This window comes from Saccharibacillus sp. O23 (assembly GCF_002205895.1).
In the GTDB taxonomy this organism is placed as follows: Bacteria; Bacillota; Bacilli; order Paenibacillales; family Paenibacillaceae; genus Saccharibacillus.
In genome coordinates this window covers 85,866-107,860 of the sequence record NZ_NJDE01000018.1, presented here as the reverse complement: position 1 = coordinate 107,860, position 21,995 = coordinate 85,866, and the positions used below count along the sequence as shown (strand labels likewise).

The following is a 21,995-nucleotide window of genomic DNA, read 5'->3' as shown; positions in this document are numbered from 1 at the left end:
AGTGCTTGCAATCTTCTTCGCTGCATGGTATATTATTTCTTGTCCTCACAAGGACGCGCAAGCCAAAAGGCAACATCAAATGTCGGGACGTAGCTCAGCTTGGTAGAGCACCTGGTTTGGGACCAGGGGGTCGCATGTTCAAATCGTGTCGTCCCGACCATCTTATTTTATAACGAAGTTTACATATGCGGGTGTAGTTCAATGGTAGAACTCCAGCCTTCCAAGCTGGTAGCGTGGGTTCGATTCCCATCACCCGCTTACAGCAAGAAGCCCTTTGCAGGGCTTCTTTTTTTGCGTTTATCGCGAAAACGGATCTCGTACGCAAAAAGCTCCGCCGGAATCATTCCGGCGGAGCTTCTGTTCGGAGCCTGCGCATAGTTTCTATCGAGGTTTGGCGAATGCCGCCCGCCGCGTCAAGCCGACAGCGCGGAAGAGAAGCTTACGGCCAATACGGGCTGTTGGCCTGCGCGGACTTCGCCGCCTGCCAAAGGCTCGACTTCGAGGACCGTATCGAGCCCGTCGGGGATCAGGACGGGCGTGATCGGCGATAAGCCGGCTGCCGCGATCACGTTCAGATCGAACTCCAGCAGCGTCTCTCCGGCTTTGACCGCATCGCCGGAAGCGACGCGGGCCGTAAAGCCGCGGCCTTTGAGCGAGACGGTATCGACGCCGACATGGATCAGCACTTGCGTGCCGCCGGCATGTTCCAGAATCAACGCGTGACGGCTCTTATCCATGACGTGAGCGACCGTTCCGTCGAACGGAGCGACGACGCGTCCTTCGGTCGGCAGAATGGCGATGCCGCGTCCCATATGGCCTTCGGCGAAAGCCGGATCGGGAACTTCGCTCAGCGGAACGGCGATGCCGGTCAGCGGGGCTTGAATTTCCAGACGGCCCGAAGGCTGTACGGAAGCGGCCGAATTTTCGGACCCGGACAGCGCCGGAGCGGAAACGTTCGCCGCGGCGGAAGCCATAGGAGCGGCCGGAGCCGTCGAAGCCGTACCGCGCGAAGCTTGCTCGGACGATCTGCCGGCAGAAGCGGAAGAAGTTCCGTCCGCGGTCTCGGCCGCGGCAGGTTCGTCGCGGTAGCCGAACAACCAGGTCAGCGTGAAAGCGACGCCCGCGCCTACCAGATTGCACAGAATATAGAGCGGAAGCTGATTATTCAAGTAGAGCAGCGTGCCCGGAATGACGGTGACGGACATGCCCGTTCCTGCCAAATGGAACAGAGAAGCCAAGAAGCCGCCTGCCGCGCCGCCGATCAAGCCCATGACGAAAGGTTTCATGTAGCGCAGGTTGACGCCGAAGATCGCCGGTTCGGTAATGCCGAGGAACGCGGACAGCGACGAAGGCAGCGCCAGCGCTTTGAGCTTGGCGTTTTTGGTCTTGAGACCGACGGCCAAGCAAGCCGCGCCTTGTGCGGCCATCGCGCAGGTAATAATGGCGTTGAACGGGTTGGAGCCGGTACGTTCGAGCAGTTGAATCTCCAAGAAGTTGAAGATGTGATGCACGCCGGTAACGACGACGATCTGTTGGAAGAAGCCGATCAGCAGACCCGCGATGCCGAAAGGAAGATTCAGCAGGAACGTCGTGCCGTGCAGCACCCAAGTCTCCAGCGAGTGGAAGACCGGACCGATCGCGAACAAGCCCAGCGTAATCATGACCAACAGCGTAAGGAACGGCGTAAGGATCAGATCGAGCGCTTCGGGAACCCTTTTGCGCAGAAACTTTTCGAACTTCGCGCCGATCAGACCGACGAAGAAGGCGGGCAGAACCGATCCTTGATAGCCCACGACCGGAATGAAGCCGAACATCGTGAGCGCTTCCGCGCTGCCGTTGGCGACGGCGTAAGCGTTAGGCAGCGCCGGATTGACCAGCATCAGCCCCAGCACGATTCCGAGCACGGGACTGCCGCCGAACACGCGGAACGCGGACCAAGCGACAAGAGCCGGCAGAAAGGCGAACGCCGTATCGGTCAGCACTTCCGTGAACAGCAGGAAGTTGGGCGGAATGCTGTCTTTCGTCGTGCCGAACCAAGAGAGTACCTGATCCTGCGTCAGCAGGCCGCGCAGACCCATGAACAAGCCGGTCGCGACGAGGACGGGAATGATCGGAACGAAGACGTCGCCGAACGTGCGGATCGCGCGCTGGAACGCGTTGCCCTGCTTTTTGCCTTTGCTTTTGATATCGTCCTGCGAAGTGCTCTCGATCCCGAGTTTCTCGACTTCTTCGAAGATTCGGTTAACGGTCCCCGTACCGAAGATGATCTGATACTGTCCCGAGTTGAAAAAAGCGCCTTTGACCTTATCCGTGCTCTCGATGCGTTTCTGGTCGATCTTTTCTTTGTCGTGCACCATGATGCGGAGACGGGTCGCGCAGTGCGCGAACGAAGCGATGTTTTCTTTGCCGCCGACGGCGTCGACGACTTGCTGGGCGATGTCGCGATTTTCGGACATATCGTTCATTCCTTTCCTCGTTGGGCTTTATTTTAGACGGCGGAAGATCGGCCTGCTATCAGCGATTCGATCGCGCCGCGATCCGGAAGGGCGGAGATGGCGCCCGAACCGGTCGTCGTCAATGCGCCGCTGGCGTTGGCGAAAAGCAGGATGTCGGCATGATGACGGTCGAGCAGAGCCGACAGACGATCCGGATCGGCGTTCAGTTCGAGCAGGCGATGCAGCAGGCCGCCTACGAAAGCATCCCCGGCGCCGGTCGTATCAAGCGCTTTCACCGGAAAGCCGGGCGCGGCGTAACGCCCGCTGCGCGTATACAGCTCCGCGCCGTCCGCGCCCCGCGTGTAGACGACGGCCTGCACGTCGCCGCGCATCAAGGACAGAATTGCCGTTTCCGTATCGGAAATGCCGGTGACGAACTCCAACTCCTCGTCGGAGATCTTGATCAGATGCGCGGCCGGAAGAAATTCCAGAATGGCGCGTCGGCAGTCGTCGGCGCTTCTCCACAGCGGCAGGCGCACGTTGGGATCGAAGCTGACGATGCCGCCCGCCGTTTTGGCCGCGCGAATCGCTTTGCGGTGAGCCGTTTTCATCGGACTGTCCACCAGATCGACGGAACCGAAATGCAGGATGTCTCCGGGCGCGAACCAAGCCGGATCGATCTCGTCTTCGCGCAGCAGCAGATCGGCCGAAGGATTGCGGTAGAACGAGAAATCGCGTTCGCCGTTCTCTTTGAGCGATACGAAAGCAAGTCCCGTGCCGGCTTCGTCGGTTCGGCGGACATGTTCGGCGTTCACGCCCGCATTTTGCAGTTCCTGCAGCAGATAATCGCCGAAAGCGTCTTGGCCCAGCTTCGTCAGCAGGTACGAAGGCGAGCCGTATTTGGCGGCCGCGGCCGCTACGTTGGCCGGAGCGCCGCCCGGAGCGCGCTTGAACGAAGTCACTTCGTGCAGCGGACGTCCGGTTTGCAGCGGAATAAAGTCGATCAGCATCTCGCCGATCGTGTACAGACGGCTCATGATTTCACCTTCCCGTTATCGATAAGATCGGCCGGCAGCCCGCGAGGAATGGCGCCTTCGCCGTACGGCCGGAACGCAGCTTCGAAATCGGCGCTTCCTCCGTTCGCGAAAAAAGCGATGCCCGTGCTCGACGGATCGGGGAAGAGGCGGGCGGTAAACACTTCTTCGCCGTCGCCGACGAAAATTTCGACCGAAGACACGTCGACGAACAAACGGAATTCGATGCGATCCGTCGGATTCAGCGTGCAGCTTCGCGTCGTCCCGTAAGCCGGGTTGACCGGGACGCCCGATGCCGAGCGGTCCAGCATGACCCGGCCGGTGCGAGTATCGTAGCTCAGTACCGTACGCTCGTCGCCGCCGACGCGGAATTCGATGCCGACCGTTCCCGCTTTATCCGCGTCCGTCAATCCGCCGACGGTCAGGCTCAGTTCATAAGCCGTTCCTTCCGCGTTTTCGAACGACCGGCGTTCGTCGCGCAGCTTCGAAGCGAAAAGCCGTTCTTCGCCCCGCAGAGCGTTCAAGCTCTCCGCAGGCCGCTGAATCAGACGGCCGTTCCGTACGGACAGCTCGCGCGGCAGCGTCAAGCAGTGCGCCCAACCGTGTTCGTCCGTCGGGTATTCCAGATCGGGCAGCCCCATCCAACCGATCAGAATCCGTTTGCCGTCGGGACCTTCCGTCGTTTGCGGCGCATAGAAATCGAATCCGCGATCCAATTCGGCGAATTCGCCGTGCGCGAACTCGCGGGTCGCCGTATTCAGCGGAGCGCCGAGCAGATAGCCGGATTGATGAACGTTCCGCCGACCGTCGCCTTGCGGTTCCAACCCTTGAGGGCAGAGCAGCAGCACGCCCGCGCCGCCGAGTTCGAAATAGTCGGGACATTCCCACATGTAGCCGAAGGAAGGAAGATCCGTTCCGATCTCGCCTTCGAAGTTCCAATGCAGCAGATCGGTCGAGCGATAGAGCACCGCGGCGCCCGTCAGGTCGCTTCGCTGCGCGCCGATCACGCAGAGATACGATTCGCCTTCTTTCCAGACTTTGGGATCGCGGAAATGTTCGGTATAACCGGCCGGCACTTCGGCGATCACGGGCAGCTCCCGTTTGACGATTCGGCCGTCTTCGTCCATCGAGGCCAAACATTGATAAGGATGGCGCGTCCAGTCCGCGTCGCGAACATTGCCGGTATACAACAGATGCGGCGTCCCGTCTTTGACGATCGCGCTGCCGGAATAAGCGCCGTGCGAATCGTACGGACCGCCGGGCTCCAAGCCGATGCCCGCGTCGTTCCAGTGCGCGAGATCCGGCGAGGTCAGATGATACCAATACTTCATGCCGTGATCCGTCCCGAGCGGGAACCATTGATAGAAAAGATGATATTCGCCGTTATGCCAGACGAAACCGTTGGGATCGTTCAGCAGTCCGGCATGCGGCTGGATATGGTAGCGCTGGCGCCAACTACAGGCAGCGGCCTGCTCGGCCAATCTTTCCAGCTCGCCCGGCTCCGCCTGTCCGATCAATCTGTACTTTTGTTCGTTAGTCATTTTCATAAGAGCGGACATTCCTCCGGATGATTTTACGGAACCGGTTCCATTTTGTTTTAAAAAAGGAACCGGTTCCAAATCAGGATAAAAGAGATTCGAAAGCGATAAGCGAAATAAAAGGTTCATTACGGATAAGCTTACGGAAACTTCGGTTCGGCTCCAGTTCTCGACGTTTGCGAATCGATAAACTGGAACCGGTTCCGATTGCATTATACCGAAGGCTTGTTCAGATTGTCAACGCTTTCTTGAGCAAGGAATTCGACGTCCAATATCGTGCGTTGTTCGATTTCTTCGCCGGCAGCCAGCTTGTGCACCAGCCTTGCGGCCAGCTTGCCCGCTTCGAAATAAGGGAAACGCACCGTCGTCAGCGCCGGATGGATGATCTCCGTCACTTCGTATCCGCCGAATCCCGTAATCGACAATTGTTCGGGGATCGACAATCCGCGCAGATGAGCCGTCTTGACGACGCCGAGCGCGATATTGTCCGTGGCGCAGACGATCAGGGTCGGCGAACATTCGTCAAGAATCCGTTCGGCCGCGAGGCGCGCGTCGGCGATCTTGAAGCTGCTCTCGTATTCGAACACTTCGCAGTCTTCGCCGCATTCGGCCACGGCGTCGCGGAAACCTTCTTTGCGGCGCAGTCCGACCGCTTCGTCGTCTTCCGTCACGCCCAGATACGCGATGCGCCGGTGTCCCTGCTGCAGCACGTACCGTCCCATCAGCAGTCCGGCCCGATAATCGTCGTATACGACGCTGTGCAGCTGATCGCTGCCTTGTCCGACCAGAAGCACCGGGATTCCGGCGGCTTCGGCGGCGCGCAGATGGTCCGGGGTAACGCGCGCCGGCATCAGGATGATCCCCGCTACTTTTTGCCGAGCCAATTCCTGCATCGCTTCGATTTCGCGTTCCCGCTCTTGTCCCGCGTTATAGATCAGCATTTGTCCGCCGGCGGCCCGCACTTCTTCGTCGATGCCGGTCATCGTCTGGGCGGCCGCGAACGAATCGAGCCGGGGAACGATGGTGCCGATCAGATTGGTCCGTTTGGCTTTGAGGCTCTGGGCGAACGTATTGGGCACGTAACCGGCTTCCCGGGTAATGCGCTCCAGTTTTTGTTTGGTTTTGGCGCTGACGGAGCCGCCGTTCAGATAACGGGAGACGGTACTTTTGGCAACGCCCGCCATCTGCGCGATATCCGATATGGTTTTGGTCATATGCGTCGATTCCCTTCTTTTTCGCTACGTCGATTTTAGCATGTTCACAGAACTTTTGCAGACGAAGACTATCGAGAAGAGCCAAGCGAACCGATAGTAGAAAAGAAGGGCTTTTTACCCGGGGGAGAAGTACAGGGCACAAGGTCCAATCGGTTGAATAGGGAGCGTCGCGATATGGAGAACGGCATGAACGGCAAAAGGGGAACCGGCATCGGGCTGGCGTTGATCTCGGGAATCGGACTGCTGACGTATCTGGCTTTCGTCTTGAGCGTTATTTTCTTGGCGGGGATGGGACTCAAAGCGGTCTGGATCGCGGCGGCCGGATTGATCGGAGGATAAAAAGCTTGCGCGAGCGCGCGAGTTTGGTTATACTGGCCTCATTCACTTATTCTGTAGAATTCGAGAGGTAACCACCCTTAACATGAAGAACAAGATGTACGACCTCATCTAACTCGGCATAGTCGTTTTTTCGGTTCGATCCTATTCGGGTTGCCGCAAGAACGCGTAACGACAGGCAGGCGCGCGATCGCTTGGCTGCGGCATGAGTGCGAGAGGGATACGTCTGTCTTCCGTCGGGGAGTCGGTGCCTTTTTTGCGTATCTTTTTATTCAAAAAAGTGTCGTTCTTTCCGTGCGCAAACATGCGTTTCTCCATCATCTTCTCTCACCGAGTCCGCAGCGGCGATCCGTCGTTCCTGCGGACTTTTTCTGTATAGAGAGGATGAAGCCTGTATGCGTACATGGATGATCGGAAAAGATTTGGCGAAAGAATGGGACGGCCGGCTGCTGTTCGAAAAAGTAAACGTGGAAGTCTATGAAGGCGAAAGACTGGCGCTGTTCGGACGCAACGGCTGCGGCAAAACGACGCTGCTGAAGATTCTCGCCGGCATGGAAGAACCGACCGAAGGCGCCGTCGAACGGATGCTGCCGCTCGAAGAATGGGGCATGATGAAGCAGCACGAAGAGATTCCGGACGGACTGACCGCGTTGGAGCGGGCTTATCGGGAACACGGCAGGCTGCATGAGCTCAAAAACCGGCTGGAAACGCTGACCCTCCGGATGAGCGGCGGCGGACCGGAAGCGGAAACGGCGCTCGAAGCTTACGGCTCCGCGTTCGAAGCTTACGAGTCGCAAGGCGGTTTCGATTGGGAAAACGAAGTCGAGAAGCAGCTCCGACGCATCGGGATTCCGCAGGAGACATGGAATCTGCCTTATGCGTCGCTCAGCGGCGGGCAGAAGACGCGTGTACGCCTCGCGGCGCTGTTGGCCAAATCGCCCAAGCTGCTGATTCTCGACGAGCCGACGAACCATCTGGACGAAGAAAGCCTGCACTGGCTGGAAGAGCAGCTTCGGTCTTACGCGGGAACCCTGCTATTCGTGTCGCACGACCGGCAGTTCATCGACGAAGTGGCGACGGCGGTCTGCGAGCTGAACCCTGACGGGATCAAGAAATACCCGGGCGGCTACAGCGATTACAAAGCTCATAAAGAGCGCGAACTTCGCGAGCACGAAGCGCTGCACAAAAAGCAGGAACAGCAGCGCAAAGCGCTCGAAGAATCGATCCGCAATTATCAGCAGTGGTTCCTTCAAGCGCATAACGCGGCGACTCACCAGAACGAAGTCAAGATCACGCAGAGCTTCTACAAAGCCAAAGCCAAAAAGAATGTCTCGCGCTACCATGCCAAGCAGAAGCAGCTCGAACGGCTGGAAGCCGAAAGCGTGGGCGGCGTGCGCAAAGCGCCGCAGCTCAAGATGACGCTGGAAGACGAAGGCTTCGAAGCGCGCACGCTGCTGCGGTTCGAGCATGCGGACTTCGCTTACGGCGAGCGCGAGATCCTGCGCGATGTCCATTTCCGGTTGAACCGGGGCGACCGTCTGGCCGTGCGAGGACCGAACGGCAGCGGCAAGACCACTTTGCTGCGCCTCGCGACGGGCAAACTGGAACCGACGAGCGGCGAAGTCAAGCGGCATCCCGGCGTGAAGATCGGCTACTTTTCGCAAGAGTTGGAAGGACTGCCGGTCGATCAGACGCTGCTGGGCAGCCTGCTGGAACTGCCGAACATGACGCAGACCGAAGCGCGGACCCTGCTCGGCTGCTTCTTGTTCCCGAGAGAAGACGCGTTCAAAACGATCGGCGATCTGAGCATGGGTGAGAAATGCCGGGCTGCGTTTATCCGGCTCTATTTCGGCGGAGCCAATCTGCTGGTACTGGACGAACCGAACAACTATCTCGATATCGACACCCGCGAAGTCATGGAGTCGGCGCTGATGCGTTATCAAGGCGCGCTGCTGCTCGTCTCGCACGACCGGATGCTGGTCCGCAAAGCGGCCAACCGGATCGCCGATCTGGACGGGCAGGGTGGCTTCGAACTGTTCGAAGGGACTCTTGAGGAGCAGGAGGAGAACCGCGAACTTCAAGCGCGCAGCCCCGGCGGACGCGAAGAGAACGAGCGGCGGCTGATGCTGGAGCTGAAGTTGGCGGAGCTGCTGCGGGGGGAAGCGGGACAACGCAAAAAAGAAGACGCTGCTCCGATAAGCATCGCCTCTGCCGAAGTTTTCGACGAAATGAGAAAATTGAAAAAGGAATTGCAAGAACTAAACGATTCTAAATTTTAATAGCAAAAAACCAAAAACATAAACCGAGGAAAGGAATGAAATAGATCAAATAAAAAAATAAAGGATTCAGGTTTCTTTTTCGGCTGAAATGTTGGAGAACTTCTCCGAGTCTCGGACTCGTCCGGCAAGCGGCCAAAGCGACGATCAGCAGAAGAAGCAGGATCCAAAGGTTGATTCGGTAATCGAATAGACTGTACAGAAGGATCGGAATGACGATCAAAAAAAGCGAGAAGTACACATGATCCGCAAAGTCTTTGTAAGGTTGCTGCCGGAAACGTTTTTTGACGTTATCGATCAGAGTTTGAGCCATCGAATTACCTCCAGTCATCATAAGAATCGGCGGTCGTATTCATACTTTAAATACGACCGCAGCTTTTACAAGTTTCGATTTATTTCGTATCGGCGTATATTTCTCCATACTGTGTACTAATGACTTTATTAAACGAATTGTTTGTGTACCTCACCACTGACAAATAATAATGATACAATCCGGTATTAGGATTGTAAGACTTAGTTGTCCAATACCCGACGTACGTAGGCTGGACTGCAGCATTTAAACCGAAAGCTTGAAGCGTTGTGAACAACCATGCTTGTACTTTAGTTGGATTCTTAATGAACGGAACCTTGCTCGCTGCCCACGAAAAAATAGCATCTAAAACAACACGTTCTGTTGTGTTTGAAAAAGTTTTGTAAACAGGACCATCTACAAGCATACCTGCGCCTCCCATGTCATGGGAGTTGACGGAAATTCCTGGGCCGTTACTTTGAATGATTTTAACTTGATTATAAACTTGTTCAAGTTGTGAATCTGTCAATTCATTACTTGAAGAAACAGGCAGACCATTGTAGTTATAGTTGTATGATGTTGAAGATACAACAGTGTTGTCGTTACTTGTTTCATTAATTGACTGGGCTGATATTATCGGAGAAATACCAGAAGCGATTAAAGAAGTAGAAATGAAGGCTGTTAGAATCTTTTTCAAATTAAAACCTCCTAATTTTGGATTATACATATACTATTATGTATAATTCTTACTATACTAAAAAGGGGGATTTATTTCAATTTTATTCGATACTAATTTTAAAAGAAATTCATTTCGGAATCCAAACTTGTAATTGACGAGTGTTGCAGAGTTTTAGTAAAATGCATAAAGGTAACAGGAACTACAAGTTCAAATTTTCCGCGATGATGGAGAAGAGTAAGCGCCGCCGCCGTACAGGGAGAAAATGCCGTGGATTGAGAGCATTTTCGCGATCACGCCGACGCCGAAGTTCGCTCCGGAGCCGCTGTCTGAACCGGGCATGCCCGCATTAGGACCGCCGGATTGACGACCCGATATCCTCGTCTCTGAGAGAAGCCCGGCCGATCGGCCGCTTGGTTCTTTGTCCGCCGTAGCGGAGGAAGGCTTCTGAATTAGGGTGGTAACGCGATCTTTTCGTCCCTTGGGGCGGGAAGATCTTTTTGTTTTATCCGGCAAAGGTAATTCTTCAAAGCTTCCCTACGGGAAAGGAGTCTGCGGACGATGAGAGAAAGATTGGAACAACTGAAGCAAGAGGCGCTCGAGCATTTGAAAAGCGTAGCGGACGCCAAGCAGCTCGACGAGCTGCGCGTAAAATATCAAGGCAAAAAAGGCAAACTGACCGAAATCCTGCGCGGCATGGGCGGATTGTCGGCGGAAGAACGCCCGGTCATCGGCCAACTGGCGAACGAAGTGCGCGACGCGATCGACGCGGCGGTGTCTTCGCACGCCGAGCGTTTCGAACGCGAAGAGACCGAACGCCGTCTGGCTTCGGAAACGATCGACGTGACGCTGCCGGGGCGCAAACTGCCGCGCGGCGCGGTACATCCGCTGACGCAGGTCATTCAGGAGATCGAAGAGATCTTCATCGGCATGGGCTATCAGATCGCCGAAGGTCCGGAAGTCGAGACCGACTACCATAACTTCGAAGCGCTGAACCTGCCCAAAGACCATCCGGCGCGCGATATGCAGGATTCGTTCTATATCACGGAAGAACTGCTGCTCAGAACGCATACGTCTCCGGTTCAGGTCCGCACCATGCAGAGCATGGACGGCGAAGTGCCGGTCAAAGTCATCTGCCCGGGCAAAGTGTACCGCCGCGACGACGACGACGCGACCCATTCGTTCCAGTTCCATCAGATCGAAGGTCTGGTCATCGGCAAAAATATCCGGATGAGCGATCTCAAAGGCACGCTGCTGACGTTCATGCAGAAGCTGTTCGGCGAAGACACGCAGATCCGCATGCGTCCGAGCTTCTTCCCGTTCACGGAACCGAGCGCCGAAGTGGACGTGACTTATAAGAAAAAAGGCGCGACCGAACCGAGCTGGCTCGAAGTATTAGGCTGCGGCATGGTACACCCGCGCGTGCTCGAGATGAGCGGTTACGATCCGGAGCAGTACAGCGGCTTCGCGTTCGGCATCGGCGCGGAACGGATCGCCATGCTGAAATACGGCATCGACGATATCCGTCATTTCTACAACAACGACGAACGTTTCTTGAAACAGTTCGCCCGTCAATAAATCGAACGTATCGAAATCGGCAGTATCCATATCCAAATAAGGAAGTGAGCGGGCAGTGAAAGTATCTACGCAGTGGTTATCCGAATATGTGAGCCTGGACGGCGTGACGCCTGAAGAATTGGCCGAAAAAATTACGCGCTCCGGCATCGAGATCGACGAGATCGAGCAGCGCAACCAAGGCGTGACCGGCGTGGTCGTCGGCTACGTGAAACATAAAGAAAAACATCCCGACGCCGACAAGCTGAACGTCTGCACGGTGGACGTAGGTTCGGGCGAAGATCTGCAGATCGTCTGCGGCGCGAAGAACGTCGACGCCGGCCAGAAAGTGCCGGTCGCGGTCGTGGGCGCGGTCCTGCCGGGCGACTTCAAGATCAAGAACGCCAAGCTGCGCGGCGTGGCTTCGCAGGGCATGATCTGCTCGGCCAAAGAGCTGGGCATGAACGACAAACTGCTGCCAAAAGACCAGCAGGAAGGCATCCTCGTCCTGCCGGAAGGCACGGAGATCGGTCTGCCGATCACGCACGTGCTCGGTCTGGACGATGCGGTGCTGGAATTCGATCTGACGCCGAACCGCTCCGACTGCTTGTCGATGATCGGCGCGGCTTACGAGACGGCGGCGATTCTGGGCCGCGACGTCAAGCTGCCGGCGATCGATTTGATCGAAGCGGGAGGTTCCGCTTCGGACAAAGTCGGCGTTACGGTCGAAAACGGCGAGTTGTGCTCGCATTACGCGATCCGCTACATCTCGGGCGTGAAGATCGGCCCGTCGCCGCAGTGGATGCAGAATCGCCTGATGGCGGCCGGCGTTCGTCCGACGAACAACGTGGTCGATATTACAAACTACGTCATGCTGGAATGCGGACAGCCGCTGCACGCGTTCGACGCCGACAAGCTCGGCGCGAACATCGGCGTGCGTTCGGCGCGCGAAGGCGAAGTGCTGACGACGCTCGACGGTCAAGAACGCAAACTCGATCCGTCGATGCTGCTGATCACCGGCGAAGATCGTCCGGCTGCGCTGGCCGGCGTGATGGGCGGCTTGGAGACGGAAGTGACGGAATCGACGGTCAACATCGCGCTCGAATCCGCCAAATTCTCCGGCGCTTCGGTACGCAAGACGTCGAGAAAGCTCGGCCTGCGTTCGGAAGCGAGCCTGCGTTTCGAAAAAGAAGTCGATCCTTCGGCCGTCATCGCGGCGCTCGATCGCGCGGCGCTGCTGCTGGCCCGTCATGCGGGCGGCTCCGTCGCGCACGGCATCGTGGAACAGCGCAGCGGCAGTATTCAAGAGAAGACGATCTCGCTGTCGCTGCCGAAACTGAACGCGTACCTCGGCACGGACATCTCGATGCTGGAAGTCAAAGCGATCTTCGCGCGCTTGAACTTCAAATGCGCGGACAGCGCGGAAGGCATCATCGACGTGCAGGTACCGACGCGCCGCGGCGACATTACGCGCGACGTGGACCTGATCGAAGAAGCGGCGCGCATTCACGGTTACGACAACATTCCGACGACCGTGATCGACGGTCCGACGACGCCGGGCGCGTATACCAAATCGCAAGCGGTTCGTCTTAACATTCGCCGGACGCTGACGCACGGCGGGTTCCACGAAGCGATCACGTATTCGTTCACCCGTCCGGAGAACACCGAACTGTTCCGAGCGTTCTCGGCCGGCACGAACGCGGTTCCGCTGGCGATGCCGATGAGCGAAGAACGCAGCGTGCTGCGTACCAGCCTGCTTCCGATGCTGCTCGAATCGTCGGAATACAACCGCAACCGCAAGAACGCGGATCTGTCGCTGTTCGAGATCGGCAAAGTGTTCCATTCGAACGAACAGAAAGTCACGGTCCAGCCGACCGAACTCACGATGCTCGGCCTGCTGCTTACCGGCAGCAAAACGGAAGACGTCGTAGGCGCGCAGCCGCGCAAAGTCGACTTCTTCGATCTTAAAGGAGCGGTAGAGAGCGTATTGGCAGAATTGGGTCTCGAAGGCCAATACCGCGCCGACGCGCCGGACGGATTCCACCCGGGACGTTCCGCGTCGCTCTATCTGAACCAATCGCCGGACAAACGCGTAGGCGTGCTCGGCCAACTGCATCCGCAGCTTCAGCGCGATTTCGATCTCGAAGATACGTACGTCGCGGAGATTTGCTTGGACGAACTGTACGCGGCCGCGATGCCGGAGATCGAATACCGCGAACTTCCGCGTTATCCGTCCGCGCAGCGCGATATCGCGATCGTGGTCGACCGTTCGGTCGAAGCGGGAGCTCTGCTGTCCGCGGCGCGCGCCTCGGCCGGAGAGCTGCTCGAAGACGTTCGCGTGTTCGACGTGTATACCGGCGAGCATGTCGCTTCGGATAAGAAAAGCGTCGCGATCGCGCTCACGTACCGCAACCCGGAACGTACGCTGACGGACGAAGAAGTCGCTCAGGCGCAGCAGAACGTCGTAACCGCTCTTGAACAAACTTTCGCCGCCGAATTGAGAAAGTAAGCGATCTTTCGGCAGGAGAAGACAAAACCGCATCGAATTCTTTAGGGACCCGGTCCGCCCTTGCGGGACGGGCTCCTGAAGAAGGATGCGGTTTTTGGTTGTCGGGCATGCGGTTCTCGGCGCGGAAAAAGTAAGCCGAATAGGCTTTCTGTTCGGTCTCGGAGCAACTTTCCGATCCGAAAGGCGTCATAATGGCGATAGGATCAAACGACTTTATTAAATGAAGCGGTTCACGCAGGCGAGTCGGCGAGACCGGCTTGCCATAGATGATCGATATAACGGAGAGGAGCGGGCGAAGATGGCTGAAGAACGGAAGACAGTCAACGTGGAGATATACGGAACGTCCTATAAAATTCTCGGAAGCAGCCAAGAATACGTAAAGCGGGTCGCCCACATGGTCGACGAGCGCATGACCGCGATCGCGACCGGTCACCCGCGTCTGGATACCGTACGGATTGCCGTGCTGGCTGCCGTCAATATGGCGGAGACGAACGTCACGAATCAAGGTTTGCAGCAGCAGTTGGACGAAGCGGCCGCGCGTTTTACCGAATTGGAGACGGAACTTGCGAAGCAGCGCGAACGCGGCGCGGCTTACGAGTCCGAAGTCGAGTCGCTGCGCGCGGAAAACGCGAGGCTCGCGGCGGCGGAGAAAGAATTGGCTGTCCGCAGCGACGAACTGAAGCGCGCGAACGGCGAACTCCAGAGCTTGACCGGATTGAAAAAGCAGTTGGAAACGAAGCTGGCCGAAGCGGAAAAAGCCGGCAAAGAAGCCGGAGAAGCGCTTAAGATCAGCGACGGCAAACTGTCCGCGGAACGCAAAGCGGGCGAGGCGCTGAAAAGCGAACTCGCGGCGGCGCGTCAGGAAAAAAGCCGCGGCGACCAGGCGTTGGCGCAAAGCCGCGAACAAGCGGAAAAATGGCGGAGCGAAGGCGAAGACCTGCGCGGCCGTCTGGCCGACAGCGATTCCCGCCGCGAAGAGTTGGAATTGGAACTGGCGCTGCTGCGCGAAGAAGAAGCCCGTTTGAACGGGGTGCGCGTCGAATTGGAATCGCAGACGGCCGAACTCCGTCGTTCCGGCGAACAAGCGTCGGAGCGCAACCTCGCTCTCGGCAAAGAACTCGAAACGCTGCGCGCGAGCGAAGCGGAGCTGCGCGAACGGTCGGAAGCGGCCGCGCTGCGTGCCGAAGAACTGGAGAGCGGACTGCGTTCGCAAACGGAGGCTCGCGAACGTCTCGAAGCCCGCGTCGGCGAACTCGAAGAGAGCGAAAGCATCTGGAGCGAAGAGACGGCTCGTCTGGAATCGGAACTGAGCGAAGCGCGGCAGCGCGAACAGGAAGCGGCCGAGCGCCACGAAGAAGCGCTGGCGCGTCTCGAAGAACTGCGCGTGCGCGAAACCGAGGAGAAAGAGCGGAGAACCGCGCTCGAAGCCGAACTGTCGGACGCTCGCGAGACGGAGAGCGGATTGTTGGACGAACAGCAGCGGCTGCGGCTTGCGCTCGACGAGCAGCGAAACGAACGCGAAACGCTCGAACTTCGCGCGGCGGAACTGGCCGATGCGGAGTCGGCGCGCGCGGCGGAGAATGCCGAATTGGCGTCGAAGCTGGAAGTTTGGCAGGAACGCCGAAACGAATGGCAGGAAGAGAAAAGCATGCTCGAAACGCTTGCGGCGGAAGCCGAAGCGGCGAGCGGCAGGCTCGAACGGAAATTGGAGGAGCAAGCGGCGGAAGCGGCTCGTCTGCATGAAGAGCAGGAAGCGCTGCAAGCGGAAACGGAGCGGCTGCGCGGCGAACTGTCGGCTGTCGGCAGCGACAAAGATCGTCTGGCCGGCGAGCTGGAGCAGGCGCAAAACGAACGTTCCGCTCTGCAAAGCGAACTTCGGGCCGTCGTCGAACGGAAAGAGGTTCTGGAAAACGAACTGGAATCGCTCAAGCTCGAAAAGATGCAGCTTGAAGACGAGCTGTTGATCGTTACGGAAGACAAAGAAAGCTTGAACGGCAAGCTGGAAAGTTCGGACGAAGAAAATACGCGCCTGCAAGAGCGCTTGTCGTCCCTGCAAAGCGAGAAAGAACGCTTGGAAACGGAGCTCGACGCTTCCTCGGAAGAACGGGCGCGTCTCGAAGAACGTCTCGACGCGCTGAACGGCGATCGAAGCCGTCTGGAAACCGAACTGCGGCTTGCCGGCGAAGAGAAAGAGCGCCTGACCGGCGAACTGGAAGCTTCGGTCGGCCGTTATGCGGCGCTGCAAAGCGAAGCGGATACGCTCCGGAGCGAGAAAGACGCGCTGGAAACCGAATGGCTCGCGCTGAGCGAAGAGAAGGCCCGTCTCGAAGCGGAGACGCAAGCGCTCGGCGGCGAGAAAGCGGCGCTGCAAAGCGAAACCGATGCGCTTCGCGGCGAGAAAGACGAGCTGGAGATCAAATGGCTCGCGCTGAGCGAAGAGAAGTCGCGCCTCGAAGCGGAGACTCAAACGCTCGACGGCGACAAAGCTTCGCTGCAAAGCGAACTGGAAGCTCGGCAAGCCGAGTTGGACGAAGCCCGGACGCGCGGCTCGGAGCTGGAAGAGCGTCTGGACGGTTATCGCCGGGCGGAAGAAGGCTGGGACGCCCGCCGTCTGGAGCTGGAAGAAGCGGCCGAGGCACGCGGCGCGCGGATTGCCGAGCTGGAAGCGGAGCTCGGCGGTCTGGAAGCGCGTCGCTCCGAAGCGGAAGCGGCGCGCGCGGAGCTTGCCCGCCGCGTGGACGAGCTGACGAGCAGCGAGGAGTACTTGACCGGCGAAGCGGTCCGGCTCGAAGAGGAAGTGACCGAGCTCGTGCAGCGGGAACGCGCGCTGGAGAGCGAATTGCAGCGGCAGGCTCAAGCCGCAGGCGAGCTTCAGGCGCGGATCGCGGAGCTGGAAAGCGAACGCGGAGCGCTGCGAAGCGAGCTGGAAGCCGCGCGCGGAGAAGGCGCGCGGCAGGCGGAAGCGGCGGAGTCGCTGGAGCGGCGTTTGTCGGCGCTGAGCGAGAGCGCCGATGCTCTGGCGGCGGAGAAATCGGCGCTGGAAGCCGAACTGGATTCGGCCCGCGCGCGTCTCGGCGAGCTGGAAGCGGCCCGTCAAGCCGCCGCCGAAGAAACGGAGCGTCTGGAGCGGCGTTCGGCCGAATCGGATGCGGAACGGGCATCGCTCGCCGAGCGCTTGGAAGAAGCGCGGCGGCGCGAACAGGAACTTCAAGATCATCGCGAGCGCGTGCAAGCCGAGCTGGCGAACCTGCAAAGCGAGCAGGAAGCGATGCTGCGGCTTAACGAAGAACTTCGGGCCGAGCGGGAACGACTGCAAGGACGTCTGGGCGAGCTGGAAGGCCGTTTGTCGGAGCTGACCGGCGAAGTGGACGGTTATGTTCGCCGCGAAGCCGAGCACGGCGCCGAACAGCGGCGTCTGGAAACGCTGGCGGGCGATCTCGAAGATCAAGTGCGTTCTCTGCGCGAGCAGAAAGACGAATTGGAACGCGGTCTTGATGCGCTGACCGCGGGCGAAGAGCAGCGCGCGCGGGAATATGCGCGCTTGGAAAACGAACTGTCCGCTTCCCGCGAACGCGAGGAAGCCGCGGCATCGGAATCGCGCGATCTGAACGCGCGGTTGGACGAAACCCGCCGCGAATCGGCAGCCCTGAACGAGCGCGCCGCTTCTTTCGAAGCGCGGATCGCCGAATTGGAGACGGAATTGGAACAGACCCGTCATCGTCAGATTCTGGCCGTCGAAGCGTTGGACGAAGCGAAAAGCGAAGCCGAACGCCTGCGCGAAGAAGAAAGCGAATGGCAGGCGGAACGCGAGCGGATGTTCTCCCGCGTCGCCGAATTCGGCGGCCGCGAGGCTTCTTGGCGGATCGAGACGGCGCGTCAGCGCCGCGAACTCGAAGAAGCCGGCGAGCGCGAACGCGCGCTGACCAAGCAGAAGGTCGCGGCGGAGCGCAAGCTCGAGGAAGCCGCCGCCCGCGAAGCGAAAACGGCGGAAGAACGCCGGCAGTCGGAGAACGAACTTCGGTCGGCGCAAGCGGCTCTTCGCGAACTCGAAGCGCAAAGCGCTCGTTTGAACGCCGAAATCGAACAGTTGAACGGTCTGCGCGAAGCTTGGTCCGCGGAACGTTCGGAACTCGAAGCGCGTCTCGCCGAAGCGGCCGACGCCGCGAGCGGCGACGGGCAATCGCGCGATCGTATTCAAGACGAGCTGAATCAGGTGACGGAGCAGTACGAAGTGCTCTCGCATCAGCTTCGGGTTCTGCATGTCGAACGCGAGATGGAAAAAGACAAACGCGAAGCGGCGGACCGGGAATGCACGCGGCTTCAGCAGGAGTATGCTTCGCTTCAGAAAGAATATAACGAATGGATGGAACTGCTGGAGCAGGAGCAGCGGCACTGAGATGAATCATGGCTAACGTCGATCGGCTGAACAGACAAGTCCTGAATGCTTACTGGATCGTGGCGGCGATCGTGTTCGTCGTCCAAATCGCTTATTCGCTGGCCGAAGAGGGCAGCGATCCCGATATCAGAATAGGCTCCGTGCTCGTAAGGAGCCTGCTGGTCGTGATCGTCGCCGGTCTGGGCGAGATTCTGTACGCGTCTTTCCGCCGTTACGGGAGGCAGGTCGTGATCGGCATCAGCTTCACGATGGCTTACCTGAACTATTTGAATTTGGGATTATATACGGAAAATACGCCCGGTATTTTGTTGATTTTTCCCATGTTCGTTCCGTTGATCTATTTCGACCGCAGGCTGCTCGATTTGTTCGGCGCCTTGAACATCGCTTTTTATGCCGTGTTTTACTTCGCGATCGAACGTACGATTTATGATCGGAATATCGAAGACTTCGTGCTGCGAATCTCCATGTTGGCTTGTTCCCTGCTGCTGGGGCGGGTCGTACTGAGCCGGGCGATCGAGATCGGGCGGCAGGTCGAGCAGTTGACGAAGACGCAGCAGGACCTGATCGTCGACAAAGCGATCTCGCAGCGTCTGCTCAAGACCGACTCGCTGACGCAGCTCTATAACCATCAGACTTTCTACGAATACCTTGAAGATCTGGTCGAGCAGTGCAAACGCAACGGCTTGAATGTTCAAGTGGCCGTGCTCGATATCGACAATTTCAAAAAGATCAACGATACGTACGGTCATATGATCGGCGATTTGGTTCTCAAAGAAGTCTCGATTCGCGTCGGGATGGCGATCTCGCCGAACGATTTTGCCGCGCGATACGGCGGCGAAGAATTCGCGATCATTTTTACGGAGAAAACGCCCGAAGAAGCCGCGAAATACGCGGAGCGTATTCGAAGCGGCGTCGAACAGGCCAACTATTCGTACATGGGCAATCATCCGGTGACCGTCAGCATAGGGTTATCCGCCTACGAGCCCGAAGATACCGCGGAAACGATGTTCGGCAGAGCCGACGCGGCGCTGTATCGCGCCAAACGTACGGGCAAAAACCGCGTGGTCGGATACGATGCCGATCAGGACGCGCTTTCGCCGAAATAGGAAACTTTAAGTTTCTCCAAGCGCGCCGGACCGAACCGTCGGACTTCGTACGGACGCTATGGCGGCTTCGATCCGGCGACAGCCTTTCCGAACGTTTGGCGGCTACTTGCCGCCGGCCGAATTCGGAAAGGCTGTTTGCTTAACGCCGCATCCGGCTTATTCCGACGCGCGATCATGGTATCCGCGCTTGGAATTCGCTATAATCAAGGGACGGAGTGCCGCTGCGGCCTCCAGAACCGATAAGGAGTTGTCACGTTCTTGAACGATAAAATATTCGAAATTTTGCAATACGCGAGCATCTCGAACGCGCTGGCCGATCAAGCGCAGACCTCGCTGGGCAAAGAAACGGCGAGGGCGCTGAAGCCCGATACCGATCTGGCTACCGTCCAGCGTCTGCTGCAAGCCACGCTCGAAGCGTTCGACGTGGATCGTCTCAAAGGATCGCCGCCGTTCGGCGGCATCGTCGATATCCGTCCGGCCGTGCAGCGCGCGCGCATCGGCGGCATGCTGAACCCGCACGAGCTGATGGGCATCGCCACGACGCTGTACGGAAGCCGTCGTCTGCGCCGTTTTATCCAGACGCTGCACGAAGATCATCCGATCGAACTGCTGAACGAACTGGCCGAGCTGATCTCGGACCAGAAAGACTTGGAACGTCTGATCAATTCGTGCATCGGCGATTCGGCCGAAGTGCTGGATTCCGCGAGCCCGACGCTGGCCGCGATCCGGCGCGAACTGCGCGGCGGGGAATCCCGGATCCGCGAGAAGCTGGAATCGATGATCCGCTCTTCGAGCGTGTCGAAGATGCTGCAGGACCAATTGATCACTATCCGCGGAGACCGGTTCGTGATTCCGGTCAAGTCGGAATACCGCTCGCATTTCGGCGGCATCGTGCATGACCAATCGAGTTCGGGCGCGACGATGTTCATCGAACCGGAAGCGATCGTGGCCATGAATAACAAGCTGCGCGAGACCAAGCTGCGCGAGACGCGGGAAGTCGAGATCATTCTGCAAAAACTGACCGCCGCGGTCGGCGAACAAGCCGAACTGCTGGCGTACGACGTGGACGCGCTGGCTCAGCTCGACTTCATTTTCGCCAAAGGCCGTCTGGCTCACCGCATGAAAGCGACCGAACCGAAGATGAACGACCGCGGTTACCTGCGCATCCGCAAAGGCCGTCATCCGCTGATCGACCAGAAAGCGGTCGTGCCGCTGGACGTGGAACTCGGCGGCGAGTTTTCGAGCATCATCGTCACCGGTCCGAACACCGGCGGTAAAACGGTCACGCTCAAAACGATCGGCCTGCTGAGCATGATGGCGATGTCCGGCTTGTTCGTTCCGGCGGACGAAGGCTGCGAACTGTGCGTCTTCGACGCGATCTACGCGGATATCGGCGACGAGCAGAGCATCGAACAGAGTCTCAGTACTTTCTCCAGCCATATGACCAATATCATCCGAATCCTGAAAGACATGACGCCGAAAAGTCTCGTGCTGCTCGACGAAGTGGGCGCGGGCACGGACCCGGCGGAAGGTTCGGCGCTGGCGATCGCCATTCTGGAATATATCCATCAGTTCAACTGCCGCATGGTGGCGACCACTCACTACAGCGAACTCAAAGCTTACGCTTACGAGCGCGAAGGCGTGATCAACGCCAGCATGGAATTCGACGTGGCGACGCTCAGCCCGACGTACCGCCTGCTCGTCGGCGTGCCGGGACGAAGCAACGCGTTCGCGATCGCGGAACGTCTCGGCCTGCCGGGCAAGATCTTGAGCTTCGCCCGCGGCGAGGTCAAAGAAGAAGATCTGCGCGTCGAGAACATGATCAGCGCGCTGGAAGAGAACCGCATCGGCGCGGAAGCCGAACGCGAAGAAGCCGAACGGCTGCGCCGCGAGATGGAAGAGCTGCGCGCGCAGCACGAACGCGAGCTCGAGAAGCTGGAATCGCAGCGCGACGCAAGGCTTGAGAAAGCGGAGAACGAAGCACGCGAGATTATCGCCAAAGCGCGCAAAGAAGCCGACGAAGTCATCACCGATCTGCGCCGTCTGGCGATGGAAGAAGGCGCTTCGGTCAAAGAGCATAAGCTGATCGCGGCGCGCCGCCAGCTCGACGAAGCCGAACCTGCCGCCCGCGCCAAAAAGCCGGCCAAAAGCAAAGCCGCGAAATCTTCGCAGAAGATCGAAGCGGGCGACGAAGTAATCTTGTCGAATCTGGGTCAGCGCGGCCATGTCATCGAACTCGACGGCAAAGAAGCGCTCGTGCAGGTCGGCATCATGAAGATGAAAGTCGCGCTCGATTCGCTCGAACGCGTCCAGAACGCTCCGGCATCGGCACCGAAACAAAAACCGGTCACGGCGGTCAAGCGTACCAAAGACGACAGTACGCGCTCCGAGCTGGATCTGCGCGGCGCCAATCTGGAAGAAGCGCTGATGGAAACCGACCGCTTCATCGACGAAGCGTTTCTGTCGAATCTCGGTCAGGTCTATATCATTCACGGCAAAGGCACGGGGATTCTCCGCACCGGCATTCAGGAGCATCTGCGCCGCCACAAGTTGATCAAGTCTTACCGCCTCGGCAACTACGGCGAAGGCGGCAACGGCGTGACCGTGGCCGAATTGAAGTGACGGGAAGGGG

At 58.4% G+C, this 21,995-nt stretch carries 11 protein-coding genes, 2 tRNA genes and 1 pseudogene; 9 read left to right on the top strand and 5 right to left on the bottom strand.

What is annotated here, in order from left to right; all coding sequences use genetic code 11:
- The first annotated feature begins 83 nt into the window (after positions 1-83).
- A tRNA-Pro gene (locus tag CDO73_RS19720) sits at positions 84-160 on the top strand.
- Positions 161-187: 27 nt separating this feature from the next.
- Positions 188-258 (top strand) — tRNA-Gly (locus CDO73_RS19715).
- Positions 259-413: 155 nt separating this feature from the next.
- Here CDO73_RS19715 and CDO73_RS19710 read toward each other — a convergent pair.
- The 4 genes and pseudogenes from CDO73_RS19710 to CDO73_RS19695 form a co-directional block, all read right to left on the bottom strand.
- Positions 414-2,456 carry a sucrose-specific PTS transporter subunit IIBC gene (locus CDO73_RS19710; protein ID WP_179218771.1) on the bottom strand — a complete coding sequence of 681 codons (2,043 nt, stop codon included), beginning with the start codon at positions 2,454-2,456 and terminating at the stop codon, positions 414-416.
- A 32-nt stretch (positions 2,457-2,488) separates the two neighbouring features.
- Positions 2,489-3,472 carry a carbohydrate kinase family protein gene (locus tag CDO73_RS19705; protein WP_088490237.1) on the bottom strand — a complete coding sequence of 328 codons (984 nt, stop codon included), beginning with the start codon at positions 3,470-3,472 and terminating at the stop codon, positions 2,489-2,491.
- Positions 3,469-5,016: a glycoside hydrolase family 32 protein gene (locus CDO73_RS19700; protein ID WP_088490236.1), complete on the bottom strand. Its 1,548-nt coding sequence runs from the start codon at positions 5,014-5,016 to the stop codon at positions 3,469-3,471. Before CDO73_RS19700 ends, CDO73_RS19705 begins: the two co-directional genes overlap by 4 nt.
- Before the next feature lie 203 nt (positions 5,017-5,219).
- A pseudogene (locus CDO73_RS19695) lies at positions 5,220-6,233 on the bottom strand (LacI family DNA-binding transcriptional regulator); the annotation flags it as partial.
- Between the two features lie 162 nt (positions 6,234-6,395).
- Between CDO73_RS19695 and CDO73_RS26840 the strand changes: the two are divergent.
- The gene (locus CDO73_RS26840; RefSeq protein ID WP_179218764.1) at positions 6,396-6,560 is read left to right on the top strand and encodes a hypothetical protein; all 165 of its coding nucleotides are present in this window, start codon (positions 6,396-6,398) and stop codon (positions 6,558-6,560) included.
- Positions 6,561-6,952: 392 nt separating this feature from the next.
- Positions 6,953-8,836: a ribosomal protection-like ABC-F family protein gene (gene abc-f / locus CDO73_RS19690; protein WP_088490234.1), complete on the top strand. Its 1,884-nt coding sequence runs from the start codon at positions 6,953-6,955 to the stop codon at positions 8,834-8,836.
- A 389-nt stretch (positions 8,837-9,225) separates the two neighbouring features.
- On the opposite strand, the gene CDO73_RS26535 is transcribed toward abc-f, so the two are convergent.
- Complete coding sequence (locus CDO73_RS26535; protein WP_143536157.1) at positions 9,226-9,819, bottom strand: hypothetical protein; 594 nt, start codon at positions 9,817-9,819, stop codon at positions 9,226-9,228.
- Positions 9,820-10,359: 540 nt separating this feature from the next.
- Between CDO73_RS26535 and pheS the strand changes: the two genes are divergently transcribed.
- From pheS to CDO73_RS19660, 5 genes are all read left to right on the top strand, one after another.
- Entirely contained in the window at positions 10,360-11,376 is a 1,017-nt protein-coding gene (gene pheS / locus CDO73_RS19680; RefSeq protein ID WP_088490232.1) for a phenylalanine--tRNA ligase subunit alpha, read from the top strand.
- Between the two features lie 55 nt (positions 11,377-11,431).
- A complete protein-coding gene (gene pheT / locus CDO73_RS19675; protein ID WP_088490231.1) occupies positions 11,432-13,861 on the top strand; it encodes a phenylalanine--tRNA ligase subunit beta in 2,430 nt (809 codons plus the stop codon).
- Between the two features lie 298 nt (positions 13,862-14,159).
- Positions 14,160-18,257 (top strand): cell division protein ZapA, encoded by a 4,098-nt coding sequence (gene zapA, locus CDO73_RS19670; protein ID WP_179218763.1) that lies wholly within the window; start codon positions 14,160-14,162, stop codon positions 18,255-18,257.
- A gap of 8 nt (positions 18,258-18,265) precedes the next feature.
- Complete coding sequence (locus CDO73_RS19665; protein ID WP_088490229.1) at positions 18,266-19,363, top strand: GGDEF domain-containing protein; 1,098 nt, start codon at positions 18,266-18,268, stop codon at positions 19,361-19,363.
- Between the two features lie 258 nt (positions 19,364-19,621).
- Positions 19,622-21,985: an endonuclease MutS2 gene (locus tag CDO73_RS19660; RefSeq protein WP_088490228.1), complete on the top strand. Its 2,364-nt coding sequence runs from the start codon at positions 19,622-19,624 to the stop codon at positions 21,983-21,985.
- The last annotated feature ends 10 nt before the right edge of the window (positions 21,986-21,995 follow it).